The sequence below is a fragment of the Cyanobium sp. WKJ7-Wakatipu genome (assembly GCF_024345355.1).
Classification (GTDB): Bacteria; Cyanobacteriota; Cyanobacteriia; order PCC-6307; family Cyanobiaceae; genus Cyanobium_A; species Cyanobium_A usitatum.
Map to the genome: position 1 here is coordinate 21,571 of NZ_JAGQAY010000004.1, position 24,293 is coordinate 45,863.

Sequence of the window (24,293 nt, forward strand, 5' to 3'; positions counted from 1 at the left end):
TAATACTAAGCTAAGCGGCCGCCCCCTGAGGCGCCGGCGCCGGCTGGAACATAAACATCGAGTAGATCACATTCCGCCGCATCTGCGTCATCATCTCGAGGAACATATCGTAGCCCTCATTCTTATATTCGATCAGCGGATCCTTCTGGCCATACCCTCGCAGGCCCACCGACTCGCGTAGGGCATCCATCGCCTGCAGGTGTTCGCGCCAAAGGGTGTCGATCTGCTGGAGGATGAAGTAGCGCTCGGCTTCGCGCATCAACCCCGGGCGCTGCTGCTCAACTTGGCCCTCCTTGATGTCGTAGGCATTGCGCAGCTGCTCCTGCAGGAAGGCCTTGAGCTCCTCAACCCCTAAACCTTGTAGCTGGTCTGGGGTGAGATCTTCCAGGATATAAATAAACTCCTTGGTTTTGTCCACTAAGCGGCTGAGGTCCCACTCCTCAGGTGGTAGCTCCGGGTTCACGTAGGCCTCCACGATGTCTTCGACCGTGCGCTCGCCGTAGCCGATCACCTGGGCCTTGAGCTCACGGCCTTCCAGCACTCGGCGCCGTTCGGTGTATACAGCTTTGCGCTGGTTGTTCATCACCTCGTCGTACTCGAACACCTGCTTGCGGATGTCGTAGTAATAGGTTTCCACCTTCTTCTGGGCGCCCTCCAGCGAGCGGGTGAGCATGCCCGATTCAATCGGCATGTCTTCCTCCACCCGGAAGGCATTCATCAGGCCGGCCACTCGGTCGCCGCCAAAGATGCGCAGCAGGTTGTCTTCCAGCGATAGGAAAAAGCGGGTTGAGCCGGGATCGCCTTGGCGGCCGGCGCGGCCGCGCAACTGGTTGTCGACGCGGCGGGATTCGTGGCGCTCGGTGCCGATCACGTGCAGGCCACCGGCTTCGCGCACCTGCTGATCGTCTTGTTTCACCATGGCGTCGTATTCGGCCTTCACTTGAGCGATGCAGTCCCGCAGGGATTGGATTTGGGGGTCATCGCTCGGTGCCTTTTCGGCTGCCTGGGCGATGCGGTCTTCCAGCTCCAGCAAGGTGAGCTGCCGGTCGCCCCAGGCATTCACGAGGTCTTTGGCGAGGGTTACCAGAGCCTGATCAGTAGTTTCGCTCAGAGTGCAGGGATAGAGGCTTCCCAAGCTGCGGGCCTCGCGTGCGGCTTTCGCTGAGGGGATGGGCCGGTGCTCATTTTCTGGGCGCACCAGCTTGGGCAGCAGCACCTCGCGCAGCTTGAGGCGGGCCATGTAATCACTGTTGCCGCCCAGGATGATATCGGTGCCACGGCCCGCCATATTGGTGGCGATGGTCACGGCGCCGGCCCGGCCGGCCTGGGCAACGATCTCGGCTTCCCGCTCCACGTTTTCTGGCTTGGCGTTGAGCAGGTTGTGAGGGATGTCTTGCTCAGCCAGCAGGGCTGATAGCAACTCCGATTTCTCCACACTGGTGGTGCCCACCAGCACCGGCCGACCCCCCTTGTGCACCTCGGCGGTTTCTAGGGCTACCGCCCGCCATTTAGCGGTTTCTGTTTTGTACACCTGGTCGGTCCAGTCGGAGCGGGACCGCACCCGGTTGGTGGGCACGATCGTGACCTCGAGCTTGTAGGTCTTCTCGAATTCCACCTCTTCTGTTTTGGCGGTGCCGGTCATCCCGGCCAGGCGCGGGTAGAGCAGGAAGAAGTTTTGGTAGGTGATCGAGGCGAGGGTTTGGGTTTCGGGCTGGATCTCCAGCTGCTCCTTGGCCTCAATTGCCTGGTGCAGGCCGTCGCTCCAGCGCCGCCCTGGCATCACCCGGCCGGTGAATTCATCCACGATCACAGCATCGCCATTACGCACGATGTAGTTCACGTCTCGGGCAAACATCTCCTTGGCCTTGAGGGCATTGCCGATGAAGTGGGCCCAGGGGTCTTCTGGGTTGAAGAGATCGCTCACCCCCAGCTCCTGCTCGGCCTTGGCGTAGCCCTCGTCTGTGAGGGTCACATTGCGCTGCTTCTCATCGACTTCGTAGTCGCCCTCGGGGTCGATGCCGTCTTTACCCAGCTCGGCAGAACGCTCCAGCAGCTCAGCCACCTCGGCGGCGCGGCGGTATTTCTCCTGGGGGCGCTCGATCTGGCCGGAGATGATCAGCGGCGTGCGGGCCTCATCGATCAGGATCGAATCGACTTCATCGATCACGCAGTAGTTGGGCTGGCGCTGCACCACCTCAGCGATGTCGCTGGCCATGTTGTCGCGTAGGTAGTCGAAGCCCAGCTCGCTGTTAGTGGCGTAGGTGATGTCGCAGGCGTAGTTGGCCCGGCGGGTGGTTGGCGTCATCTCCTGTTGAATCAGGCCCACCGAGAGCCCCAGGAAGCGGTGCACCTGGCCCATCCACTCGGCATCGCGTCGGGCTAGGTAGTCGTTGACTGTCACCACGTGCACGCCCCGGCCGGTAAGGGCGTTGAGGTAGGCCGGCAGGGTGGCCACGAGGGTTTTGCCCTCGCCGGTTTTCATCTCAGCGATTTGCCCGTTGTGCAGCACCATGCCGCCGATCAGCTGCACATCGAAGTGACGCATGCCCAGCACCCGCTTGCCGGCCTCGCGCACCACGGCAAAGGCCTGGGGCAGCAGCTCATCGAGCAAGGCCCGCTCCTTGGCGGTATTGCCCGCCACCTGTTCCAGCTTCTGGCGGAATTCAGCCGTGAGGCCGCGCAGCTCGTCGTCGGAGAGGGGGGCGATCTCCTCCTCGAGCAGGTTGATATCAGAAACGATCGGCTGGTAGCGCTTCAGCTTGCGGGCATTTGGATCACCCAGCAGCAGCTTGAGCATTGAGGCGGAACGGCCAGCACAAACCACATCTTACCGGGCGGCTACCAGAGCAAGCGGCAAGGGAAGGCCTGCAGGGCTGAAGCCGCCAGAAGTTGGGGCAGGGTGTCGACCAGTCCGCTGGCTGCCGGCAGCTTGCCTAAACGCACCTCGACAAGGCCAGTGCATCAGCTGATTCGGCTCACTCCAGCAGCCATTCCACTGCGCTGCTCCAGGCCACCGGTTGTGGCCATTCCCCCCGGGGCGGTCTGTTGTTGAGTGAAATCACCCGCGCTTGGGCGCCGCTGCTCGACGGTTCCTGCAGGGCCTCCAGGAGTGCCCGCAGCTCTCGTTGCAAAGTCGCTGGTTCACTGAGATCGGTACACACCTGGATCAGCTCCCGCCGGCCATCGGGGAAACGGGCGAGGAAGTCCACCTCGTGGCCGTTGCTTGTACGCAGGTAGCCCACCTCCGCTCCGTTCCGCAGTAATTCCAAAAGCACCACGGTTTCCAGCGCATGTCCGAGATTGCTGCGCCCCTCCAGTTCATAGAGGGGCAGCAAACCCGGATCGACCGGATACACCTTGCGGGGCAGCGTCATCTGACGCCTCAGCGAACCTCCCACCACGCCCAAGCAGTGGATCAGGAAGGCACTCTCTAGGTGCTGCACCAGCTCGGCCAGGTGTTCGCGGCCGATCGCCAGACCCTGGCTTTTCAGGGCCCCATGCAGGCGGTTGAGGCTGAAGCTGCCGCCACCGTTGCCGAGCAGCTGCCGCACCAGCCATTGCAGAGCCAGGGGCTGGCGGATGGCATGGCGCTCGATCACATCCCGCAGCACGGTGCTGTCCACGTAGCTGCCCAGCAGCAGCCGGCGGCTGCGCTCCTCCAGTCCCTGAGCCTCCGGGAAACCCCCGCAGCGCAGGTAGTGCTCCAGCTGGTGAGTGAGCTGCGAGCGCTGGGCGCTGCTCCAGTGCGTGCTCGGCTGCAGCGGCTCCAGGTTTCGGTGGCGGAGGCTCTCGCGGAAGCTGAACGGATACACCACCGCCTCTAGGGCGCGCCCCCGCAGGTTGCTGGCGATCTCGGTGGAGAGCATCTCCGCCGACGAGCCACTCACAACCACGTCGATCGGTTCGCTGTCCATCACCCGCCGCACGAATCCCTCCCAGCCGGGAATGCGTTGGATCTCATCGAGAAACAGGCAGCCCCGCCGCGCTCCCGCTTGCCGCGCCTGGGGCTGGAGCTGGAAATAGGTCTCGAGAAGCTGGTCGAGCAGCTCCGCACCAGGGTTGTGGGCCAGCAGGCGCTCGTCTTCTAGCGACAGCATCGGCAGCCAGCTGCGCTCCTCGCCCGCCTCCACACGCCGGCCCAGCTCCTGCCATAGCAGTGAGGTTTTGCCGCTGCGGCGCATGCCGATCACGGCCAGCGTTTTGCCGGGGATCCTGGGGATCCAGGTGTCGCGCTGGGTCAGCTGGGGTAGCGGCTGCTGCCAGCTGTCCACCAGTTTCTGGCGCAGCAGGGCTTGCAGGTCTGCGGGCAGCTTGTCGTCCATGGCGTCAAGTTAGCGCCTTGACTTGTTGTTCACGGCTACAAGAAGGTGATCTTCGTTTTGGGTGAGATCGGGGTCTAGGTAGAACTATTGTTGATTTCTACCCGGCTCCTTGTGGGGGGTGTGAGCATCCATGGGCATGAACATCAAAGACCCTGAGGTTCATGCCATGGCCCGTGAGCTAGCGGCGCGGCATGGCACCACCGTGACCGATGCCGTGCGTCGTGCGCTTGCGGCCGAACTGGAGAGAAGCCCAGAGCCATCTGCGCTGAAGCTGCAGGATGCCAAGTTGCAGCAGTTACTCGCTTTGTTGGGGCGCTTCAGCAATCTGCATTGGCCAGACCAGCGCACCAGCAAGGAGTTGCAGGATGCCCTCTACGACGATGACGGTCTGCCGGTCTGATGGTGATCGATACCTCTGCTCTGATAGCCATTCTCAAAGCGGAGCCGGAAGCTGCCGAACTCCTTGGCTGCCTGAGTCAGCCATCTCCGAAGTGGATCTCCACCGCCACTCTCTTGGAAGCTCAGATCCTGGTGATCAGTCAGCTCGGTGAGGCAGGGCCTCCTGAGTTGGACTTGCTCTTGGGCCGAGCGGAGATCAAGTCGCTTCCGCTCGACACGTTGCATGTGCACTGGGCCCTCCACGGCTGGCGCCACTTCGGCAAGGGCCGCCACCGTGCTGGCCTCAACCTGGGTGATTGCTTCAGCTACGGCCTAGCCATGGCCCTGGACCTGCCGCTGCTGTTCAAAGGTGATGATTTTGCTCGCACTGATGTGAAAGCTGCCATCTGAAGGCACGCGTGTGAAACCAGGACTCAGCTGGTGGTGCCAGGGTTGTCGCCCAGGAACTCCAGGATCTCGCGATCTTTGAGGTTTTGAGCGGCGCCGTTGCAGGGCTCCAGCAGGGGGCGGCCGGCGGCCAGCTCCCGCAGGCAGCCTTGGGTGCGGGCCAGCTCCATTTCCAACACGTCGATGCGCTCCATCAGGTTGCGGATCACATTCGCTTCCGTATCTGGCAGGGCTGAGTGGGCCAGGGGATCGATGCGCACCCCGCTCTGATGGATAACCCGGCCCGGGATGCCCACCACCGTGCTGTCGGCCGCCACGTCGCGCAGCAGCACCGAGCCGGCGCCGATGCGGGTGTTGGCACCCACGGTGATCGCCCCCAGCACCTTGGCGCCGGCGCCCACCACCACGTTCTCCAGCAGGGTGGGGTGGCGCTTGCCATGGGCCTTGCCGGTGCCGCCCAATGTGACGCCCTGATACAGCAGGCAGCGGTTGCTGATCACGGCTGTTTCACCGATCACCACTCCCATGCCGTGGTCGATGAACACGCCATGGCCGATCCGGGCGCCGGGGTGGATTTCAACGCCGGTAGCCAGTCGCCCCAGCTGGCTCAGCAGCCGTGCCAGCAGGGGCAACGGCGGCAGCCGCCGGCCCCAGAGCCAATGGCTGAGACGGTGCAGGGTTAGGGCGTGCAAGCCCGGGTAGCAGAGCAGGATTTCCAGCGTGCCTCGGGCCGCAGGATCTCGTTGCTTGATGATCGCCAGATCGGCCTGCAGTGCCTTGAGCATGGAGCCAGTTTGACCGAGGGGCCCCCCGTCATGCATGATCTTGAAATCGGCAAAGCCGGTAGTTGCGGATGTAGCTCAGTGGTAGAGCATCTCCTTGCCAAGGAGAGGGTCGAGAGTTCGAATCTCTTCATCCGCTTGATTCAGCCTGCTATTTGGTTCATGTAGCCAATGGTTTTACGTAGCCAGTAGGCCAATTTCTTTGCGCAGTCCGTCGATGGTGGCGGTGCCTAGGTAGCTCTGGGCGCAGTGCACCACCGGCATCCGTATCAGTTGGGCCCTGTTTTGGCGCAGGCTCTGCTCCACCAGAGGTAGGCTGGGGCGGTCGCAGAGCACGTGGCTGGCGGCCCGCAGCAGGGCCAGCAGGCGGCTGCCTGTGTCGGGGTTGGCGGTCATCACTAACAGCTCGTTGCCGCGCATGCTGTGCAGGATCACCTCGGCGGCCCGCAGGATCCCCGGGCTGATGCTCACCAGGCCCACGCAGCTGCCCTGGCGCAGCTCCTTGAGTAGGTCGAGCTCGTGGCGAAAATCGTTGAGATCAACGGCCACCGCCCGCACGCCGTGCTGCTTGGCAATCTCCTCCACCGGCTGCAGGAAGTAGCGGCTGGTCACCACCGTGCCGTTGTTGGATTCGGTGAGCACCGCCGCCAGCTCCTCCATCGGCACCACCTCCACCGGCACCTCCAGGCTGGGGATGAGCTCCTCGGCGATCAGCATCGATGCGCCGATGTCCTCGCGGGGGGTGCTGACCAGCACCCGGGCGCCGCAGCGCAGGCGCCAGTCGATCTCGCGGGTGAATAAGTCGCGGCCCTGCTGAAGGGTGCAGCCGGCATTGAGCAGGCCATCGACGCTTTGGCGCACCTGGCGGTCGATGTCCGGCAGGAGCTTGCCCCTGGGGCCCGGCGGCGGCTTGATTTCCCGCGGCTTTTGCTGGTCGCGCACATAGATGCCCGATCCCGCCATCGCTTCAACGACGCCGTCGGTTTCCAGCTGGCGATACACCTTGCTGATCGTGTTGCGGTGCAGGCCGGTCTGCATCGCCAGCTGCCTGGTGCTGGGCAATCGGTGCCCCGGTGGGTAGTGGCGGGCCGCAATGGCAAAGCAGATCTGGTTGTAGAGCTGCGTCGACGCCGGGATGTCGCTTTCCTGCTGGATGTGGAATCGCACGCCGGGGTTGGGCCAATTGGGCTGGTGGCCACCATAAAGAGGCTTGGCCCTGGGGACAATCCCCCTGTTGGCATACGCGCGTGTGCCGGTTGGGCCTGGTGCAAGTGGGCGGCCCTCCGGGAAGTTGTACATCTGTACAACTTCCTGCACGCGCAAAAACCAAATGCAAGCCCGCCAATGTCCGCCCGCCAATGTCCGCAGCCCAGACCTTCCTTTCAACCGCTCAGCGCTTGAGCGATATGTCGGCGATCGCTAGAGAAGCGATTTAACCCGTGGGTTCTGCAGCGGAACTTGAAGCCACCTTGGTGTTGCCCTTTGGAGCGGCGGCCTTTCGGGGGCTCAGGAACATGATCATGTTGCGCCCTTCCCGCTTGGGGGGCTGCTGGATCTCGGCGTTGTCCTCGAGGTCCTTGGCCATGCGGTAGAGCAGCACTTCAGCTAGGGCGGTGTGCTGGATTTCGCGGCCGCGGAAGATCACGGTGCACTTCACCTTGTCGCCGTCCTTAAGGAAGCGCTGCGCCTGGCCGATCCGCACCTGATAGTCGTGCGAGTCGATCTTGTAGCGCATCTTCACTTCTTTTACTTCCGTCTGGTGCGACTTCTTCTTGGCTTCTTTGGCCTTCTTTTCCTGTTCAAACTTGTATTTGCCGTAGTCCATGATCCGGCACACCGGCGGATCGGCCTTTTCGCTCACCAACACCAGATCGAGCTCGCGGTCCTTGGCAACCTCAAGGGCCTCCTCGCGGGTGATCACCCCCAGTTGACTGCCATCGGCATCCACCACCCGCAGGTTGGGGTAGCTGATGCGGTCGTTGATGTTGGGCAGCTCCCGCACGGGAGCACGGCGGTCAAAACGGGGACGTGGAGGCATTCAGGGGTGTGAAGGATCGCGAAATCGGTAACGCTTCACCCTAGTCCGCGCTCGACCACTTGCAACGCCTGGGCCAACTGCCCCTCGGTGCTGCGCTCTTCCAGCCAGATCGGCGCATGGCGCCGCCTAAACCAGGTGCGTTGCCGTTTGGCGAATTGGCGGGTGCGCTGCTCGCAAAGGGCGATCGCTTCAGTTTCGCTGAGCTCGCCGGCCAGCTGCTGCTTTGCCTCGGCATAGCCGATGGTGTTGAGCAGGGGCAGTTCAGCCCCGTAGCGCTCGATCAGCGCTTCGGTTTCAGCTACCAGCCCCGCAGCAAATAGGCCCTTGGTGCGGCTGGCAATGCGGCTTGTTAGGTCGGTGGGGTTTAGGCCCAGCTCCAGCACCCGCCAGGGCGGCGGCGTGGCTCCCTGCTGGCTGGATAGGGGCCGCCCTGTGGCATGAAGCACCTCCAGGGCCCTTTGGGTGCGCACGGCATCGGCGGGGGCGATGCGGGCGGCGGCCGCTGGATCGCCCTGGCGCAGCAGCTGGTGGCAGAGGGGCTGGCCGAGGGCTGCTAGCTGGGCGCGCAGTTGGGGTTGGGGTGGCACCGCTGGGGGCTCCAGCCCCTGGGTGAGGGCCTGTAGGTAGAGGCCGCTGCCGCCAGCCAGCAGGGCCAGGGGCTTGCTGGCAAGTTCGGCGTTGAGCTGGGCCTCGGCGATCGCCCGAAACTCCTGCAGGTTGATCGGCTGGTTGGGATCGCGCAGATCCAGCAGCTCGTGGCGCGCCTGCCCCCGCTGAGCGGCCGTGGGCTTGGCGGTGCCCACGTCCATCTGCCGGTAGAGCTGGCGCGAATCCACGTTCAGCACCGCCAGATCGAGGGCCTGGGCCAGGGCGATTGCCAGGTCCGTTTTGCCGCTGGCCGTGGGGCCCAGCAAGACGATGACAAGGGGTTGGCCTGCGGACTCAGTGGGGCTCATGGGTCCACCTTGCCAGGGGGTGTCAGCCCGGGTTGGCGGTGGTAAATTGCTTATTGCAATAGGGCTTTTGGGCCCGTTTGCGCCGTACTTGCCCCGGGATTTCGCCGTCCTGTGCCGAATCCCTGGGGAGAACTTCCTGCATGAGCGCTGAAAGCCAAGCTTCCACGAAAATTCAGGCCGCCTATGGCGCCGAGCAGATCCAGGTTCTGGAGGGCCTGGAGCCGGTTCGTAAACGGCCGGGCATGTACATCGGCTCCACCGGGCCCCGAGGCCTGCACCATTTGGTGTACGAGGTGGTCGACAACGCAGTGGATGAGGCCCTAGCCGGCCACTGCGACCAGATCCTGGCGGTGCTCAACGACGACGGCTCTTGCGCCGTCACCGACAACGGCCGCGGCATCCCCACCGATATCCACCCGCGCACCGGTAAGAGCGCCCTTGAAACCGTGCTCACGGTGTTGCACGCCGGCGGCAAGTTTGGCTCTGGTGGCTACAAGGTTTCTGGCGGCCTGCACGGCGTTGGTGTGTCGGTGGTTAATGCCCTCTCCGAGTGGGTGGAGGTCACGGTTTACCGCCAAGACCAGGTGCACACCCAGCGCTTTGAGCGCGGCGCCCCGATTGGCATCCTGCAATCAGCCGCTGGTGAGAAGGGCCGCACTGGAACATCGGTGTGCTTCAAGCCCGATATCGAGATTTTCTCGACCGGCATTGAGTTCGACTACCAAACTCTCTCCTCGCGTTTACGCGAGTTGGCCTACCTCAATGGTGGGGTGCGGATTGTCTTCCGTGACGACCGTGCTGCGGCCCGCAATGCCGCTGGCGAAGCTCACGAAGAGATCTATTTCTACGAAGGCGGCATCAAGGAATACGTCGCCTACATGAATAAGGAGAAGGATCCTCTCCACCCCGAAATCATTTACGTCAACCGCGAAAAGGACGGTGTACAGGTGGAAGCGGCACTGCAGTGGTGCGTGGATGCCTACTCAGACAGCATTCTTGGCTTTGCCAACAACATCCGTACTGTCGATGGTGGCACCCATATCGAGGGCCTGAAAACGGTGCTTACCCGCACCCTTAATACCTTTGCCAAAAAGCGCGGTAAGCGCAAAGATGCCGATACCAATCTGGCCGGCGAAAACATCCGCGAGGGCCTCACCGCGGTGCTATCGGTAAAGGTGCCCGACCCGGAATTTGAGGGTCAGACCAAAACTAAGCTGGGCAATACGGAGGTTCGCGGCATTGTTGACACGCTGGTGGGTGAAGCCCTCAGCGAATATCTAGAATTCAACCCCTCGGTGATCGATCTGATCCTCGAGAAGGCGATTCAGGCCTTCAATGCAGCCGAAGCTGCCCGCCGCGCCCGCGAGCTGGTGCGACGCAAGAGCGTGCTCGAGAGCTCCACCCTGCCTGGCAAGTTGGCAGATTGCTCCTCCCGCGACCCGTCCGAGTCTGAGATCTACATCGTGGAGGGGGATTCAGCTGGTGGCTCTGCCAAACAGGGGCGCGACCGACGCTTCCAAGCAATCCTGCCATTGCGGGGGAAAATTCTCAATATCGAGAAAACAGATGACGCCAAGATTTATAAAAACACGGAGATTCAGGCCCTGATCACTGGATTAGGTCTGGGGATCAAAGGAGAGGAGTTTGATGAGAAAAATCTGCGCTACCACCGGATCGTGATCATGACTGACGCTGACGTTGACGGCGCCCACATCCGCACCCTGATTCTCACCTTCTTCTTCCGCTATCAGCGGGCCCTAGTTGAGGGCGGCTACATCTACATTGCTTGCCCACCCCTCTATAAAGTGGAGCGGGGTAAGAACCACACCTACTGCTACAACGAAGACGATCTCAAGAAAACGATCGCATCGTTTGGCGAAAAGGCGAATTACACGATCCAGCGCTTCAAGGGCTTGGGCGAAATGATGCCGAAGCAGCTATGGGAAACCACCATGGATCCCACCACTCGCATGATGAAGCGAGTCGAGATTGAAGATGCCCTCGAAGCCGATCGCATCTTCACAATCCTGATGGGCGACAAAGTTGCCCCGCGTCGGGAATTTATCGAGGCCCATAGCGCCACCCTCGATCTAGCCCAGCTCGATATTTGATGGGGGGTACCCGCATGATGCAGCCGTCTGCAGCCTGGCGCTGGGCGGCCCTGCTTGGTTTTGCCCTGATCACCCCCGTGGGCTTGCCTGCCGGAGGGGCTGATCGCAGGCAACTTGAAGTGCGCCGTCGTTGTGCCGGAGATCCCTTGCTGTCCACCCAGGCCGTGGCGTTGCGGGCAGCACCGGAGCAGCGCGCCCCTGCCCTGCAGCAGCTTGGACCCGGCGAGCCCATGCGAGTGCTGCGCAGCTGGCGGGGCAGTTCCGGCCAGCGCTGGCTTCAAGTGCAGGCCGCCGATCGCCGCGGCTGGTTGGCTGCTGGTTGAGTGAGCTCCTTGAGGGCACACTCGATATTGGTATGTCATTGAGTTTGTACATCGGTACAAACTCAATGAGGGCTAACAGGCCCACGATCCGCCGGTTAGGCGGCTAAAGCGGCTTCGATGGCGCCCTTCAATTCAGCGGAATCGGGCTCCACGTTGCTCTTGTAGCGGCCCAACACGGTGCCGTCCTTGCCAACCAGAAACTTCTCGAAATTCCAGGCGACGGGGCCGGCGGGCTCGCTCTGGCTGAGGGTGGTGTAAGGCTCTTCGGCCATCACCACTTTGTCGAGCAACTCAAAGTCGGCGCCGTAGGTGGTGGAGCAGAACTGCTGGATCTCTGGCAGCGTGCCGGGCTCCTGGGCGCCGAAATCGTTGCAGGGGAAGCCGAGCACGGCCAGGCCCTGGGGGCCGTAGCTCTCCTGGAGGGCCTGCAGGCCTGCGTATTGGCGGGTGAATCCGCAGCGGCTGGCCACGTTCACGATCAGCAGCACCTTGCCGGCCCATTCGCCCAAATTGCGCTCGTCGCCTTTGGCATCGCGCACGGCCACATTGCTTACGGAGATAGCCATTGGTGCGGTTGTCATCAAGTGGCCGGACCATAGCGGGCCGAAGGCAGCCGCGACCCATAAACTCAGCATTGCGGCGTCGCGGGGCCCATGGGCGAAGCCAACGGGATCCAGGTGGCCGAGGTGGTCGCCCAACAGCTGGAAAGCCTGCTTGAGGCAGGTAACTACGACGGTGCCAAGTTGCTGCTCGGCCCCGTGCAGGAGGTAGACGCCGCTGAAGCGATCGGTAGCCTGCCGCGCACCCTGCAGGCCCTGGCCTTTCGGCTGCTGCCCAAGGACGAAGCAATTGAGGTCTACGAATACCTCGATGCGTCAGTTCAGCAGACCCTGCTGGAGCGGCTGCGCTCCGGCGAGGTGCTGGAGCTGGTGGAGGAAATGTCACCCGACGATCGGGTGCGGCTTTTTGATGAGTTGCCCGCCAAGGTGGTGCGGCGCCTGCTGGCCGAACTCAGCCCGGCGGAGCGGCGGGTCACGGCCCAACTACTCGGCTACGAGGCGGAGACGGCGGGCCGGCTGATGACCACCGAATTCGTCGACCTCAAGGAGTTTCACAGCGCCGCCCAGGCCCTGGCGATCGTGCGCCGCCGCGCCCGCGATACAGAAACCATTTATTCCCTCTATGTCACCGATGGCTCGCGCCACCTCACCGGCATCCTGTCGCTGCGGGATCTGGTTACGGCGGACCCTGAGGCACGCATCGGCGATCTGATGACCCGCGATGTGGTGAGCGTCGGGACCGACACCGACCAGGAGGAGGTGGCGCGGGCTATCCAGCGCTACGACTTCCTGGCCGTGCCGGTGGTGGACCGGGAGCAGCGGCTGGTGGGGATCGTCACCGTGGACGACGTCATCGACGTGATCGAGCAGGAGGCCACCCGCGACCTCTACGCCGCCGGCGCCGTGCAGGCTGGCGATGAAGACGACTACTTCCAGAGCAACCTGTTCACCGTGGCGCGGCGCCGGGTGGTGTGGTTGCTGGTGCTGCTGGTGGCCAACAGCGGCACCTCGGCGGTGATCGCCTCCCAGGAGTTGGTGCTCAAGCAGGTGGTGGTGCTCGCCGCCTTTATTCCGCTGCTGATCGGCACCGGCGGCAATGTTGGAGCCCAGAGCTCCACTGTGGTGATTCGGGGTCTGAGCACCCAGCGCATTCAGGCGATGGGCGCCTGGCGGGCGATCTGGCGTGAATCTGTGGCCGGCGCCCTACTGGGCTTGTTGATGGTGCTGGCGGTGGTGCCGTGGGCCGCCTACGTGGCAGGCAGCTGGTTAGTGGCTATGGCCGCCGGCCTGAGCCTGGTGGCGATCACCACCCTCGCTGCAACGGCCGGCGCGGCCCTGCCGCTGCTGTTTGACCGTCTGGGCCTGGATCCGGCCTTGATGTCCGCGCCTTTTATTGCCACCGCTACAGACGTCGCTGGGGTGTTCATCTACCTGCAAACCGCCTCCTGGCTGCTGCAACGCGCCGCGCCTGGCTAGGTAGCTGCTGGGAGTGGCTTGAGCCGCCGCAGCAGTTTTGGGGTTTCTGAGAGGAGTTAACACTTCTTCAGGTTAGGCTTTACACATCTTCAAAGCCCCAACGCCGTGGTCGTCGCCATCGCTACTGCACCCACCGCAGCTGCTCCCGACAAGGCTGCCCGCTCCATGCCCGCGGCCGACGGCGACCTGGTGCGTAGCTACCTGCGGGACATCGGGCGAGTGCCGCTTCTATCCCATGAGCAGGAGATCACGCTGGGCCGCCAGGTGCAGGAGCTGGTGGGTCTAGAGGAGCTGGAGCTGGAGCTGGAGGTGCAACTGGGCAACAAGCCAAGCCAGGCGGAATTGGCCCAGGCCGCTGGTCTGAGCGCGCCCCTGCTTAAGAAGCGGTTGCAGGCGGGCCGGCGTGCCAAGGAGCGGATGGTGGCTGCGAATTTGCGGCTGGTGGTGAGCGTGGCCAAGAAGTACACGCGGCGGAATATGGAGCTGCTGGACCTGATCCAGGAGGGCACGATCGGGCTGGTGCGCGGCGTGGAGAAGTTCGACCCAACGCGTGGCTACAAATTTTCAACCTATGCGTATTGGTGGATTCGCCAGGGGATCACGCGGGCAATCGCTGAGAAGAGCCGGACGATCCGGCTGCCAATCCACATCACCGAAACGCTGAACAAGCTGAAGAAGGGTCAGCGTGAACTGAGCCAGCTTCTGGGGCGCACGCCGACGGTGACGGAGCTTGCAGAAGCGGTGGAGCTTCCGGAGGAGGAGGTGAAGGATCTGCTGTGCCGTGCGCGCCAACCGGTGAGCTTGGAGACGAAGGTGGGCGACGGCGATGACACCGAACTGCTGGACCTGCTGGCAGGAGATGCGGAGCTGCCGGAGGAGCGGGTGGATGGAGAGTGCCTAAAGGGCGACCTGCGAGCGCTGCTGGAGCAACTGCCGGAGCTGCAGGGGCGGGTGCTGAAGATGCGCTACGGCATCCCCTGCGCTGACAACCCTGAGGGTGGCGAGCCGATGAGTCTCACCGGTATCGGCCGCATTCTGGGTATCAGCCGCGATCGGGTGCGCAACTTGGAGCGTGACGGACTCGCCGGCCTGCGCCGCATCAGCGATGCCGTAGAGGCTTATGTAGCCGGTTGAGCAGCGAGTTGCCGTTCCAGGTGATCGGCGTGGGGGTGGTGCGCAACGGCGCCGGTGAGGTGCTGATCGATCAGCGGCTCAATGAGGGTTTGCTGGGGGGGTTGTGGGAATTCCCCGGCGGCAAGCAGGAGCCGGGTGAGCTGATCGATGAAACGATCCGCCGTGAGTTGGAGGAGGAGTTGGCGATTGAGGTGGAGGTGGGCGAGGAGCTGATCGTGGTGGAGCACGCCTACAGCCATAAGAAGTTGTGCTTTGTGGTGCATCTCTGCACCTGGTTGAGCGGCGAGCCCCAGCCGCTGGCCTCCCAGCAGGTGCGCTGGGTGCGGCCTGAGCAGCTGGGCGAATATCCCTTCCCGGCGGCAAACGCCCAGATCATTGCTGCGCTGCTGGGGGCGGGCACTTCATTCGCGGCAGCTAGCTAAGCCAATACTTAGCTAGCCAAGTAAAACAGCAAGCTGCACCGGCTGGTCGATCAGCTCGGCGAACGCACCTCAATCAGGCGTCCAGCTTCTGGGTTGAAGGGGTCGCTCAAGCTGAGCTGGATCTGCCAGCAGCCGGCCGGTGCACTGCTGAGTCGCTCGGGCCACTCCACTGCCAGCAAGGCGCCTAGGGCTCGGGCTTCCTCCTCCTCCTGGGCAAATAGTTCGTCGGCGGCGGCGGGCAGCTCCAGCCGGTAGAGATCGAGGTGCACCAGCCCGCCGCCCTTCGGCAGCGGGTAGTGCTGGGCGAGGGCGAAGGTGGGGCTGGTGATTGGTTCTTCAATGCCGAGGCCGGCGGCCAGGCCCTGCACCAGGCAGGTTTTGCCGGCCCCCAGGTCACCTGCCAACAGCAGGATGCTGCCAGCGGGTAGACGCAGCGCCAGTTGCCGCCCGAAGGACTGGGTGGCGGCGGCATCACTCAGGGCTTGCATCACGGGGCTTGCATCACGAGAGTTGAGGGGCTCCTTGTAGATTGCATTTTCAGCGAGCCCGAAGCCTCGGCGTCTCCGCAGATATTTCCAAACCACGCCCTCCCAGCCGGGAGCGAGCAGTACCCCAAACAAAACCCATGGTGGCTTCACCCGCCTCAACGGCTTCCGCGCCCGTGCTGCAAAGCACTAATACGTACGTGATTGCCGATCTCGGCCTGGCCGATTTTGGCCGCAAGGAGATTGCAATTGCCGAAACTGAGATGCCTGGCCTGATGGCCCTGCGCTCAAGGTTTGGCGCTGAGCAGCCCCTCAAGGGCGCCCGCATTGCAGGTTCCCTGCATATGACGATTCAGACTGCGGTTCTGATTGAAACTTTGGTGGCTCTCGGCGCCGAAGTGCGCTGGGCCAGCTGCAACATCTTCTCAACCCAGGATCACGCTGCCGCCGCGATTGCAGCGGCCAATGTGCCGGTGTTTGCCTACAAGGGCGAAACCCTTGATGAGTATTGGGCCTTCACCCACCGCATCCTTGAGTGGGGCGATGGTGGCACACCTAACATGATCCTCGACGACGGTGGCGATGCCACTGGACTCGTGGTGTTGGGTACGAAGGCTGAGAGCGATCTTTCAGTTCTAGATAACCCCTCTAACGAAGAGGAAACAGCCCTCTTTAACAGCATTCGCCAAAAGCTGGCCGCCCAACCTGGCTTCTACTCCCGCATATACGCCGAAATTCAGGGCGTTACCGAGGAGACCACCACCGGTGTGGCCCGCCTCTATCAAATGCAGAAGAGTGGCGAGCTGCCCTTCCCGGCGATCAACGTCAACGATTCGGTCACCAAGAGCAAGTTTGACAACCTTTATGGTTGCCGCGAATCCCTAGTGGACAGCATCAAGCGCGCCACTGATGTGATGGTGGCCGGCAAGGTTGCCCTGGTGCTTGGCTACGGCGATGTGGGTAAGGGCTCAGCTCAGTCGCTGCGCGGTCTTGGCGCTACCGTGATGATCGCCGAAGTTGATCCCATCTGCGCCCTGCAGGCCGCGATGGAGGGCTATCGCGTCGTGCGTCTTGACGACGTGGTGGGCGATGTGGACATCTTCGTGACTGCCACTGGCAACTTCAAGGTGATCCGCCACGAGCACCTGATTCAGATGAAGGATCAGGCAATCGTTTGCAACATCGGCCACTTCGACAATGAGATCGATGTGGCATCCCTCAAGCTGTATACCTGGGATAACATCAAGCCTCAGGTTGATCACATTGTGCTGCCCAGCGGCAACAAAATCATCCTGCTGGCTGAAGGCCGTTTGGTGAATTTGGGTTGCGCTACCGGCCATCCCAGTTTTGTGATGAGCGCCTCCTTCACCAACCAGGTGCTGGCTCAAATTGAGCTGTTCACCAAGGGCGACCAGTACGCCAAGCAGGTGTATGTGCTGCCTAAGCACCTCGATGAGATGGTGGCCCGCTTCCATCTTGACAAGATCGGCGCCAAGCTCACTGAGCTCTCTCAGGAGCAGGCTGATTACATCAACGTGCCGGTAGCCGGGCCCTACAAGCTCGATCACTACCGCTACTGAGACGAGCCCGATGGGGATTGGCGAACTGGTGCAACAGCTGCCTCAGCTGATTGGTGCGGCAGTGGAGGCCAATCCCTGGCTTGGCTATGGAGCGATCTTTGCGGCGATGTTCCTTGAGAATCTCTTCCCGCCGATCCCCTCCGAATTGATCATGCCCCTCGGGGGCTTTTATGTGCAGCAGGGCCAATTGGCCCTGCTGCCAGTAGTAGTGGCGGGGCTGCTCGGCACGGTGCTGGGGGCTTTGCCTTGGTATGGCATCGGTCGGCTGATCAACGAGCAGCGCCTGGAGCAATGGCTGGCTCGCCACGGCCGCTGGATTGGCATCAGCCCCATGGAGCTGCATCGCAGCCGCGATTGGTTTGCCAAATACGGCACCGCTTTGGTTTTTTGGGGCCGGCTGGTGCCTGGCATCCGCACCTTGATTTCGGTGCCCGCGGGCATCGAGATGATGCCCATAGCGCCTTTCCTGCTTTGGACCACAGCCGGCAGCCTTATCTGGACCCTGCTTCTCACCTTGGCGGGCCTGGCACTGGGTGAGGGCTACGCAAATGTGGAGCACTGGATAGAGCCGGTGGCCAAGGCGGTGAAGCTCGTGCTGGTGCTGGCCTTGGCCGCCGGCGCCGTCTGGCTGGGGCTGCGCATCTGGAAGAAGCGCCGCGATTCCCACTGATCCAGACCCGGCTTAGAAGGGCACTTCCTCCTCGCTTGGAGAGCCACCACCGAAGCCTGCCCCCATGCCACTTCCCATGCCACCGCCACCTTCAGCGTCGCGCTTGGAGCCGAGCAATTCCAGCCGGTCTACCCGGATGACGGGCTTGGTGCGCTCCTCACCGCTGGCCCTGTCGGTCCAGCGGTCAAGCTTGAAGCTGCCGATGATGCCCACCAGAGCCCCTTTGCGGACATAGTCGGCGGCTACCTGGGCTTGTTTGCCCCAGATTTCGAGGTTGAACCAGTCGGGCTCGTCGTCACGGCTGCGGCGGTTGACGGCAAGGGTGAGGTTGGCGACCACACTGCCTGATTCGAAATAGCGGACTTCGGGGTCGCGGCCGGCCCGGCCGACAAGGGTGATGGAATTCACGCCCATGGTTGATGTCTCCTGTTGCTGATGGATCAATGATGCGGCACCCGGTTCGGCTGCCACCTTTCATCAGTTCCACCGTTAGAGCCGTCTGTAACACCCTCGTATGATTCGGCCCTTGCAGGCCGGGCGTCCGTGTTTTTCCGTCGTTTCCAGTTTTCGCGCGATATCGGCATTGATCTGGGCACCGCCAACACTCTCATCTTCGTGTCGGGCAAAGGCATCGTGCTTCAGGAGCCCTCTGTGGTGGCCATGGATCTGGAGCGGGGTGTGCCCCTGGCAGTGGGCGATGAGGCCAAGATGATGCTGGGCCGCACCCCCGGCAACATTCGCGCCGTGCGGCCCCTGCGTGACGGCGTGATCGCCGATTTCGACGCCGCCGAGCAGATGATCAAAACCTTCATTCGCAAGGCCAATGAAGGCCGCGGCATCGTGGCGCCCCGGTTGGTGATCGGCATCCCCAGTGGAGTCACAGGTGTGGAGCGCCGTGCTGTGCGAGAAGCAGGCCTGGCCGGCGCCCGTGAGGTGCATCTAATCGATGAGCCGGTGGCGGCCGCCATCGGCGCCGGTCTGCCCGTCACCGAGGCGGTGGGCACCATGATTGTCGATATCGGAGGCGGCACCACTGAAGTGGCGGTGCTCAGCCTGGGCGGCACCGTGCTGAGCGAGTCGGTGCGGGTGGCTGGCGACGAACTCAGTGACGCCATCGGCGTCTATCTCAAGAAGGTGCACAACCTCGTGGTGGGCGAGCGCACCGCCGAGGACATCAAGATCCGCATCGGCTCCGCCTTCCCTGACGATGCCCACGACAACACCTCCATGGATGTGCGCGGCCTGCACCTGCTCTCCGGTCTGCCCCGCACCATCAACGTCCGCGCCGGCGATATTCGCGAGGCCATGGCCGAACCCCTCAACGTGATCGTGGAAGCCGTTAAGCGCACATTGGAGCGCACCCCGCCTGAGCTGGCCGCCGACATCGTCGATCGCGGCATCATGCTGGCCGGTGGTGGTGCCCAAGTGCGCGGCATCACCGACCTGATCAGCCACGAGACCGGCATCCTTACCCATGTGGCAGAAGACCCGCTGCTGTGCGTGGTGAACGGCTGCGGCATGGTGCTTGAGGACTACAAGCGGCTGCAGCGCGTGCTCGACACCCCTGACTTCGTGCGTCAGCACGTTTAATTCTGATGCAGGCCGGCCGCAGGCTTCGCCTTCCCGCCTTGGGCGCTGTAGTTCAGGCCTGGCCCTGGGCCTTGCTGGTGCTGGCCCTGCTGGCCGTGCGGCTCAGTAAAGGAGTGGGTTTTACCGATGTTTACGCCCTGTTGAGCCGGCCTTTCTGGCCCGGTAGTGCCCAGGGTGAGTGGGTGCGTAGCGGCCAGGCTCTCAACGATCAAACCCGCTTGCGCCAGCTGGATGCCGACAACCGACGGCTGCGCAGCTTGCTGGAGCTGCAGGGTCAGGGGGGCCGCGAATTGGCGGCAGCGGTGATCTCGCGCCAGACAGGGGGCTGGTGGCAGCAGCTCGTGATTGGCCGCGGCGAGTTGCAGGGCCTACGGCCCGGCATGGCGGTAACGGCGCCGGGGGGGCTGATTGGCAGGATTGCCGGCGTTACACCCACTACGGCCAGCGTCACCCTGCTCACCGATCCCGGCAGCCGGGTTGGCGTCTGGGTGGGACGGGTTCGGCGCCATGGTTTGCTCACGGGCATTGGCACCAGCCGCCCCTTGCTGCGCTTTCTGGAGAAGGATCCAGGCGTGCGCCCGGGGGATGTGGTCGTCACCTCGCCCGCCAGCACCCTGGTGCCTCCCAACCTCACGGTGGGTGTGATCCAGTCGGTCGACGACCGGGCCGTACCGGCGACCGAGGCCGTGGTGCAGCTGAGTGCTCCGCTTGAGGCGGTCGACTGGGTGCAGGTGCGGCTGCCATGAGTCGGCTGGCCCGCCATGGTTGGTGTGTGGCTACGGCTTTAGTAGTGCCCTGGCTGGTGCTTGCTGCGCCCGGGCCCCTGAAGCTGGCGGGCATTCCCCCGGCTTGGTCCGTGCTTTGGCTGCTGCCCTGGGCCCTGGCCGATGGACCCCTCTCCGGCGCCCTGGCTGGGGCCGGGCTGGGACTGCTGCTTGATGCTTTGCACCCCGGGCCAATTACGCAGATTCCTGCCCTGGCCCTACTGGGCTGGTGGTGGGGTCGGCTGGGCCGCCAGGGGCCGCCGATCGAGCGCAGCTTCAGTCTTGGCCTGCTGGCTCTGTTGGGTGCGGCCCTGCTTGGCGGCAGCCTGATTTTGCAGAGCCGCTTGCTGGGCCCCTGGCCCCTTGAGCCCGCATTGCACACCTGGCTGGCCCAAACCCTGCTCACGGCCCTGCTGGCACCGCTGCTTTGCTCCCTGCAGCTGCTGCTTTGGCGCCAGCAGATCCAGGGCGGGCGAGGCTGAGTAGATGGCATTGATCCAGACCCGGCGGCGTTTCCTTGAGCTTCTTGGCGGCGGCTCCGCTGCTGCCCTGCTGGCAGCGGGCCTGGGCAGTTGTGGCAGGACTGGTCCGGGGACTGATTCCGCGGCGACCCAGGTGCTGAATTTCTGGACCCTGGACCTGGCCCCCAAGTTCAACGACTATTTGCGGGAGCTGATCGCAGCCTGGGAGGGCCATAACCCCGGGTTGCAGGTGCGCTGGACCGACGTGCCTTGGAGCTCGGTAGAGCGCAAGTTGCTGGCGGCTGTGTTTGCCCGCACCGCCCCGGACCTGGTGAATCTCAACCCCCCTTTCGCGGCCAACCTGGCCAGCAAGGGGGGGCTGCTTGATCTAAGTGATGTGCTGCCGGCGGGGGCTGCTGATGCCTATTTGCCAGCGATCTGGGAGGCAGGCCGCCAGGGGCAGGGGGGCCTGCAATTTGCCATTCCTTGGTATTTGACCGCGCGGATCACCATGGCCAACCGCCGGCTGCTTGAGCGGGCCGGCTACAGCGCCCCACCGGCTTCCTGGGACCAGGTGCCGGCCTTTGCCGAGGCCGTGCGCCGCCGCACGGGCCGCTACGCCTTGTTTGTCACCGTGGTGCCCGACGACTCCGCCGAGCTGCTCGAGACCCTGGTGCAGATGGGGGTCAAGTTGCTGGATGGGGAGCAACGAGCCGCCTTTAATAGCCCCGCAGGGCGGCGGGCCTTTGCCTTCTGGAGTGACCTCTACCGCCGCGGCCTGTTGCCACGGGAGGTGGTGAGCCAGGGCTACCGCAGAGCTATCGAGCTCTACCAATCGGGCGACCTGGCCCAGGTGGCCACGGGCCCCGACTTCCTGCGCAACCTGCAGACCAATGCTCCCGGCATTGCAGCGGTCACGGCGCCCTTTGCGCCGCTCACGGGCGCCAGCGCTGAGGCCAACGTGGCGGTGATGAATTTGGTGGTGCCCAAGCAGAGCGCCCTGGCGGCCGAGGCGGCCCGCTTCGCCCTATTTCTCACCAATGGCCCCAACCAGTTGGCCTTCGCCGAGCAGGCGCGGGTGCTGCCCTCCAACCGGCAAGCCCTAAAGCAGCTGGAGGCCAGCCTGGCGACTGCTCCTGCTCCTGCTCTTGGGGCTGGGGCTGGGGCGCAAGAGGCCCTGGTGCAGCGGGCCCGGTTGCTGTCGGCCCAGACCCTTCGCCAGGCCAGGGTGCTGGTGCCTGCGAGCCCGGGGGTGAAACGACTGCAGGCGATTGTGTACACCCAGCTGCAGCGCGCCATGCTCGGCCAGGTGGCCAGTGATGCGGCCCTGACTGCTGCGGCTGACGAGTGGAACCGCTACTCCCGAGCCCGTTGGGGGTGACCCCAGGGGGCATCGAGCGGTATGGTTACGATTCTTCATCCCGACGCACCGCCCATGCCTTCGGAGGACAGGCCCATTTCAGACGCCTTCTCCGATTCCCTGGGGCCTGCCCCGGTCGAGCCCAAAGCCACCGTGATGGTGGTTGATGACGAAGCCGCCGTGCGCCGGGTGCTGGTGATGCGCTTGCAGCTGGCTGGCTACAGGGTGATCTGCGCTGAAGACGGCGAGGAAGCCCTCAGCCTGTTTCACCAAGAGCAGCCCGATCTCGTCGTGCTCGATGTGATGCTGCCCAAGCTGGACGGCTTTGCGGTTTGCCGCCGGCTGCGGGCTGAATCCTGCGTGCCGATCATTTTCCTTTCGGCCCTTGATGCGATCGCCGAGCGGGTGTCGGGCCTAGACCTCGGCGCCGACGACTACCTGCCCAAGCCCTTCAGCCCCAAGGAGCTCGAAGCCCGCATCGCCACAATTTTGCGACGGGTTGGCCGCGGTTCAGCTTCTGCCGAGCCTCGCGAGGTGCCCAGCGGTAGCGGTGTGCTGCGGGTTGGGGACTTGGTGGTGGACACCAACCGCCGCCAGGTGACCCGCGACAGCGAGCGCATCGGGCTTACTTACACCGAATTCAGCCTGCTGGAGCTGCTGTTCCGGGAACCCGGTCGGGTGGTGCCCCGGGCCGAAATCCTTGAGCAGCTTTGGGGCTATCCCCCCCGCCGCGCAGCCGACTTGCGGGTGGTGGACGTGTATGTAGCTCGCCTGCGCGGCAAACTCGAGCCCGACCCCCGCAATCCAGAGCTGATCCTCACGGTGCGCGGCACTGGCTACGCCTCCCAGCGGATGGCTGAAGCCAGCCTGGCTGCAAATGGCTAGCGCTACTGCAGGATGGGCCGATTCAGCCCCCTGTCTGCCTTGTCGGATCTGCGCGAGACCCGTCTGGAGAAAGCCGCCGCCCTAGCTGCCCTCGGCCAGGGTCCTTACGCCCTGCGCTTTGAGCCCAGCCACCGCACGGCGGCTTTGCAGCAGGACCATGCCGACCTGGCCAACGGTGAGGAGCGGCAACTGGAAGTGGCCGTGGCAGGCCGGGTGATGACTCGCCGCGTGATGGGCAAGCTCGCCTTCTTCACCCTGGCTGATGAAACCGGTCCGATTCAGCTGTTTATTGAGAAGGCCACCCTTGAGGCGTCCATGCCGGAGGATCCCGAGGCTTTCGCCCACCTCACCTCCTTGGTGGATGCTGGCGACCTGATCGGCGTGCAGGGCAGCTTGCGCCGCACCGATCGTGGTGAGCTTTCGGTGAAGGTGAAGGGCTGGACCATGCTCACCAAATCGCTCCAGCCCCTGCCCGATAAGTGGCACGGCCTGGCGGATGTGGAGAAGCGCTACCGCCAGCGCTACCTGGATCTGATCGTGTCGCCCCAGACCCGCGAAACCTTCAGGCGCCGGGCCGTGGCTGTGAGTGCCATGCGTCGTTGGCTCGATGAGCGCGAGTTTCTGGAGATCGAAACGCCGGTGCTGCAGAGCGTGCCCGGTGGTGCTGATGCCCGCCCGTTTGAGACGCACCACAACGCCCTCGATCTGCCCCTCACCCTGCGCATTGCCACCGAGCTGCACCTCAAGCGGCTGGTGGTGGGCGGCTTCGAGCGGGTCTACGAGCTGGGGCGCATCTTTCGCAACGAAGGGATCAGCACCCGCCACAATCCCGAGTTCACCTCGGTGGAGATCTACCAGGCTTATGCCGACTACACCGACATGATGGCGCTCACTGAGCAGCTGATTGCCCACGTGTGCCAACAGGTGTGCGGCACCACCCAGATCAGCTATCAGGGCACCGACATCGACCTGGCGCCCCCTTGGCGGCGGGCCACCATGCACGAGTTGGTGCAAGCCGCCACCGGCCTTGATTTCAATTCTTTTGCTAGCCGAGAGGCAGCGGCTGCAGCCATGGGAGCGCAGGGGCTGGAGGTGCCAGCCCTGGCCGATTCCGTCGGCCGGTTGTTGGTGGAGGCCTTCGAGCAGCGGGTCGAGGCTGAGCTGATCCAGCCCACTTTCGTGGTCGATTACCCGGTGGAGAACTCACCCCTGGCCCGGGCCCATCGCAGCAAGCCCGGCATGGTGGAGCGGTTTGAGCTGTTCATCGTGGGCCGTGAAACCGCCAACGCCTTCAGCGAGTTGATTGATCCGGTGGACCAGCGCCAGCGGCTTGAGGCCCAGCAGGAGCGCCGTGCTGCCGGCGACGACGAGGCCCAAGGCGTTGACGAGGACTTCATCCAGGCACTGGAGGTGGGTATGCCCCCCACGGGCGGCCTGGGAATTGGCATTGATCGACTGGTGATGCTGCTCACCGACAGCCCCTCGATCCGTGATGTGATCGCCTTCCCCCTCTTACGTCCGGAGACGCGTCAGGAGGTTGGGCCTGGCGCAATGGGATAATCCCTCTAGTAGGCAATCTCCCCCATCC

Annotated in this window: 23 protein-coding genes, 1 tRNA gene and 1 pseudogene; 16 read left to right on the top strand and 9 right to left on the bottom strand. The window is 63.6% G+C overall.

The window, feature by feature from the left end:
- Positions 1–10: 10 nt before the first annotated feature.
- Both secA and KBY83_RS03410 read right to left on the bottom strand, forming a co-directional pair.
- Entirely contained in the window at positions 11–2,797 is a 2,787-nt protein-coding gene (gene secA / locus KBY83_RS03405; protein ID WP_255018333.1) for a preprotein translocase subunit SecA, read from the bottom strand.
- Positions 2,798–2,975: 178 nt separating this feature from the next.
- Positions 2,976–4,322, bottom strand: coding sequence for an ATP-binding protein (locus KBY83_RS03410; RefSeq protein ID WP_255018334.1), 1,347 nt, complete (start codon positions 4,320–4,322; stop codon positions 2,976–2,978).
- Positions 4,323–4,452: 130 nt separating this feature from the next.
- On the opposite strand from KBY83_RS03410, the gene KBY83_RS03415 reads away from it, so the two are divergent.
- Both KBY83_RS03415 and KBY83_RS03420 read left to right on the top strand, forming a co-directional pair.
- On the top strand, positions 4,453–4,722 hold the full coding sequence (locus KBY83_RS03415) for a type II toxin-antitoxin system VapB family antitoxin (protein ID WP_255018335.1): 270 nt from the start codon (positions 4,453–4,455) through the stop codon (positions 4,720–4,722).
- Positions 4,722–5,111, top strand: a complete 390-nt coding sequence (locus tag KBY83_RS03420) for a type II toxin-antitoxin system VapC family toxin (RefSeq protein ID WP_255018336.1) — start codon at positions 4,722–4,724, stop codon at positions 5,109–5,111. The genes KBY83_RS03415 and KBY83_RS03420 overlap by 1 nt, the downstream gene beginning before the upstream one ends.
- A 23-nt stretch (positions 5,112–5,134) precedes the next feature.
- Here KBY83_RS03420 and cysE read toward each other — a convergent pair whose 3' ends face one another.
- The gene (gene cysE / locus KBY83_RS03425; protein WP_106632454.1) at positions 5,135–5,893 is read right to left on the bottom strand and encodes a serine O-acetyltransferase; all 759 of its coding nucleotides are present in this window, start codon (positions 5,891–5,893) and stop codon (positions 5,135–5,137) included.
- A 64-nt stretch (positions 5,894–5,957) separates the two neighbouring features.
- Between cysE and KBY83_RS03430 the strand changes: the two genes are divergently transcribed.
- Positions 5,958–6,029: transfer RNA gene (locus tag KBY83_RS03430), tRNA-Gly, on the top strand.
- Positions 6,030–6,067: 38 nt separating this feature from the next.
- Here KBY83_RS03430 and KBY83_RS03435 read toward each other — a convergent pair.
- From KBY83_RS03435 to miaA, 3 genes are all read right to left on the bottom strand, one after another.
- On the bottom strand, positions 6,068–7,057 hold the full coding sequence (locus tag KBY83_RS03435; RefSeq protein ID WP_255018337.1) for a GntR family transcriptional regulator: 990 nt from the start codon (positions 7,055–7,057) through the stop codon (positions 6,068–6,070).
- Between the two features lie 265 nt (positions 7,058–7,322).
- Positions 7,323–7,928 (bottom strand): translation initiation factor IF-3, encoded by a 606-nt coding sequence (gene infC / locus KBY83_RS03440; protein ID WP_254962298.1) that lies wholly within the window; start codon positions 7,926–7,928, stop codon positions 7,323–7,325.
- 35 nt (positions 7,929–7,963) lie between these two features.
- A complete protein-coding gene (gene miaA, locus KBY83_RS03445) occupies positions 7,964–8,884 on the bottom strand; it encodes a tRNA (adenosine(37)-N6)-dimethylallyltransferase MiaA (RefSeq protein WP_255018338.1) in 921 nt (306 codons plus the stop codon).
- A gap of 140 nt (positions 8,885–9,024) precedes the next feature.
- Here miaA and gyrB point away from each other — a divergent pair, with 140 nt between their 5' ends.
- Complete coding sequence (gyrB, locus tag KBY83_RS03450; RefSeq protein WP_255018339.1) at positions 9,025–10,995, top strand: DNA topoisomerase (ATP-hydrolyzing) subunit B; 1,971 nt, start codon at positions 9,025–9,027, stop codon at positions 10,993–10,995.
- On the top strand, positions 10,995–11,318 hold the full coding sequence (locus KBY83_RS03455; protein WP_255018340.1) for an SH3 domain-containing protein: 324 nt from the start codon (positions 10,995–10,997) through the stop codon (positions 11,316–11,318). The genes gyrB and KBY83_RS03455 overlap by 1 nt, the downstream gene beginning before the upstream one ends.
- Positions 11,319–11,413: 95 nt before the next feature.
- Here the strand turns inward: KBY83_RS03455 and KBY83_RS03460 are convergent, their stop codons facing one another.
- Positions 11,414–11,884 (bottom strand): glutathione peroxidase, encoded by a 471-nt coding sequence (locus tag KBY83_RS03460; protein WP_106632532.1) that lies wholly within the window; start codon positions 11,882–11,884, stop codon positions 11,414–11,416.
- A gap of 87 nt (positions 11,885–11,971) precedes the next feature.
- Between KBY83_RS03460 and mgtE the strand changes: the two genes are divergently transcribed.
- The 3 genes and pseudogenes from mgtE to mutT all read left to right on the top strand — a co-directional run.
- Positions 11,972–13,354, top strand: a complete 1,383-nt coding sequence (gene mgtE / locus KBY83_RS03465) for a magnesium transporter (protein ID WP_106632449.1) — start codon at positions 11,972–11,974, stop codon at positions 13,352–13,354.
- 165 nt (positions 13,355–13,519) lie between these two features.
- Positions 13,520–14,488, top strand: coding sequence for an RpoD/SigA family RNA polymerase sigma factor (locus tag KBY83_RS03470; RefSeq protein WP_255018442.1), 969 nt, complete (start codon positions 13,520–13,522; stop codon positions 14,486–14,488).
- Between the two features lie 8 nt (positions 14,489–14,496).
- Positions 14,497–14,910, top strand: a pseudogene (mutT, locus tag KBY83_RS03475) (8-oxo-dGTP diphosphatase MutT); the annotation flags it as partial.
- 50 nt (positions 14,911–14,960) lie between these two features.
- Here the strand turns inward: mutT and tsaE are convergent.
- Positions 14,961–15,398 (bottom strand): tRNA (adenosine(37)-N6)-threonylcarbamoyltransferase complex ATPase subunit type 1 TsaE, encoded by a 438-nt coding sequence (gene tsaE, locus KBY83_RS03480; RefSeq protein ID WP_255018341.1) that lies wholly within the window; start codon positions 15,396–15,398, stop codon positions 14,961–14,963.
- A 137-nt stretch (positions 15,399–15,535) separates the two neighbouring features.
- On the opposite strand from tsaE, the gene ahcY reads away from it, so the two are divergent.
- Together ahcY and KBY83_RS03490 are read left to right on the top strand one after the other, a co-directional pair.
- Positions 15,536–16,975, top strand: a complete 1,440-nt coding sequence (gene ahcY / locus KBY83_RS03485) for an adenosylhomocysteinase (protein WP_255018342.1) — start codon at positions 15,536–15,538, stop codon at positions 16,973–16,975.
- Positions 16,976–16,985: 10 nt separating this feature from the next.
- Complete coding sequence (locus KBY83_RS03490; RefSeq protein WP_254961018.1) at positions 16,986–17,645, top strand: DedA family protein; 660 nt, start codon at positions 16,986–16,988, stop codon at positions 17,643–17,645.
- 12 nt (positions 17,646–17,657) lie between these two features.
- Here KBY83_RS03490 and KBY83_RS03495 read toward each other — a convergent pair whose 3' ends face one another.
- On the bottom strand, positions 17,658–18,059 hold the full coding sequence (locus tag KBY83_RS03495; protein ID WP_255018343.1) for a single-stranded DNA-binding protein: 402 nt from the start codon (positions 18,057–18,059) through the stop codon (positions 17,658–17,660).
- Positions 18,060–18,188: 129 nt separating this feature from the next.
- Here KBY83_RS03495 and KBY83_RS03500 point away from each other — a divergent pair, with 129 nt between their 5' ends.
- The 6 genes from KBY83_RS03500 to lysS are packed head-to-tail and all read left to right on the top strand — an operon-like array spanning position 18,189 to position 24,265.
- Positions 18,189–19,235 (top strand): rod shape-determining protein, encoded by a 1,047-nt coding sequence (locus KBY83_RS03500; RefSeq protein WP_255018344.1) that lies wholly within the window; start codon positions 18,189–18,191, stop codon positions 19,233–19,235.
- Positions 19,236–19,240: 5 nt separating this feature from the next.
- Positions 19,241–19,981, top strand: a complete 741-nt coding sequence (mreC, locus tag KBY83_RS03505) for a rod shape-determining protein MreC (protein ID WP_255018345.1) — start codon at positions 19,241–19,243, stop codon at positions 19,979–19,981.
- Positions 19,978–20,481: a rod shape-determining protein MreD gene (gene mreD / locus KBY83_RS03510; RefSeq protein WP_255018346.1), complete on the top strand. Its 504-nt coding sequence runs from the start codon at positions 19,978–19,980 to the stop codon at positions 20,479–20,481. Before mreC ends, mreD begins: the two co-directional genes overlap by 4 nt.
- 4 nt (positions 20,482–20,485) lie before the next feature.
- Positions 20,486–21,841, top strand: coding sequence for an ABC transporter substrate-binding protein (locus tag KBY83_RS03515; protein WP_255018347.1), 1,356 nt, complete (start codon positions 20,486–20,488; stop codon positions 21,839–21,841).
- Between the two features lie 54 nt (positions 21,842–21,895).
- Positions 21,896–22,705 carry a response regulator transcription factor RpaB gene (gene rpaB / locus KBY83_RS03520; protein ID WP_396093328.1) on the top strand — a complete coding sequence of 270 codons (810 nt, stop codon included), beginning with the start codon at positions 21,896–21,898 and terminating at the stop codon, positions 22,703–22,705.
- A 39-nt stretch (positions 22,706–22,744) separates the two neighbouring features.
- Entirely contained in the window at positions 22,745–24,265 is a 1,521-nt protein-coding gene (lysS, locus tag KBY83_RS03525) for a lysine--tRNA ligase (protein ID WP_255018348.1), read from the top strand.
- The last annotated feature ends 28 nt before the right edge of the window (positions 24,266–24,293 follow it).

Excerpts from the sequence above, each read along its gene's own strand:
- secA (WP_255018333.1), bottom strand. The coding sequence starts at position 2,797 with ATGCTCAAGCTGCTGCTGGGTGATCCAAATGCCCGCAAGCTGAAGCGC.
- KBY83_RS03410 (WP_255018334.1), bottom strand. The coding sequence starts at position 4,322 with ATGGACGACAAGCTGCCCGCAGACCTGCAAGCCCTGCTGCGCCAGAAA.
- KBY83_RS03415 (WP_255018335.1), top strand. The coding sequence starts at position 4,453 with ATGGGCATGAACATCAAAGACCCTGAGGTTCATGCCATGGCCCGTGAG.
- KBY83_RS03420 (WP_255018336.1), top strand. The coding sequence starts at position 4,722 with ATGGTGATCGATACCTCTGCTCTGATAGCCATTCTCAAAGCGGAGCCG.
- cysE (WP_106632454.1), bottom strand. The coding sequence starts at position 5,893 with ATGCTCAAGGCACTGCAGGCCGATCTGGCGATCATCAAGCAACGAGAT.
- infC (WP_254962298.1), bottom strand. The coding sequence starts at position 7,928 with ATGCCTCCACGTCCCCGTTTTGACCGCCGTGCTCCCGTGCGGGAGCTG.
- miaA (WP_255018338.1), bottom strand. The coding sequence starts at position 8,884 with ATGAGCCCCACTGAGTCCGCAGGCCAACCCCTTGTCATCGTCTTGCTG.
- gyrB (WP_255018339.1), top strand. The coding sequence starts at position 9,025 with ATGAGCGCTGAAAGCCAAGCTTCCACGAAAATTCAGGCCGCCTATGGC.
- KBY83_RS03455 (WP_255018340.1), top strand. The coding sequence starts at position 10,995 with ATGGGGGGTACCCGCATGATGCAGCCGTCTGCAGCCTGGCGCTGGGCG.
- KBY83_RS03460 (WP_106632532.1), bottom strand. The coding sequence starts at position 11,884 with ATGGCTATCTCCGTAAGCAATGTGGCCGTGCGCGATGCCAAAGGCGAC.
- mgtE (WP_106632449.1), top strand. The coding sequence starts at position 11,972 with ATGGGCGAAGCCAACGGGATCCAGGTGGCCGAGGTGGTCGCCCAACAG.
- KBY83_RS03470 (WP_255018442.1), top strand. The coding sequence starts at position 13,520 with ATGCCCGCGGCCGACGGCGACCTGGTGCGTAGCTACCTGCGGGACATC.
- tsaE (WP_255018341.1), bottom strand. The coding sequence starts at position 15,398 with ATGCAAGCCCTGAGTGATGCCGCCGCCACCCAGTCCTTCGGGCGGCAA.
- ahcY (WP_255018342.1), top strand. The coding sequence starts at position 15,536 with ATGGTGGCTTCACCCGCCTCAACGGCTTCCGCGCCCGTGCTGCAAAGC.
- KBY83_RS03490 (WP_254961018.1), top strand. The coding sequence starts at position 16,986 with ATGGGGATTGGCGAACTGGTGCAACAGCTGCCTCAGCTGATTGGTGCG.
- KBY83_RS03495 (WP_255018343.1), bottom strand. The coding sequence starts at position 18,059 with ATGGGCGTGAATTCCATCACCCTTGTCGGCCGGGCCGGCCGCGACCCC.
- mreC (WP_255018345.1), top strand. The coding sequence starts at position 19,241 with ATGCAGGCCGGCCGCAGGCTTCGCCTTCCCGCCTTGGGCGCTGTAGTT.
- mreD (WP_255018346.1), top strand. The coding sequence starts at position 19,978 with ATGAGTCGGCTGGCCCGCCATGGTTGGTGTGTGGCTACGGCTTTAGTA.
- KBY83_RS03515 (WP_255018347.1), top strand. The coding sequence starts at position 20,486 with ATGGCATTGATCCAGACCCGGCGGCGTTTCCTTGAGCTTCTTGGCGGC.
- rpaB (WP_396093328.1), top strand. The coding sequence starts at position 21,896 with ATGCCTTCGGAGGACAGGCCCATTTCAGACGCCTTCTCCGATTCCCTG.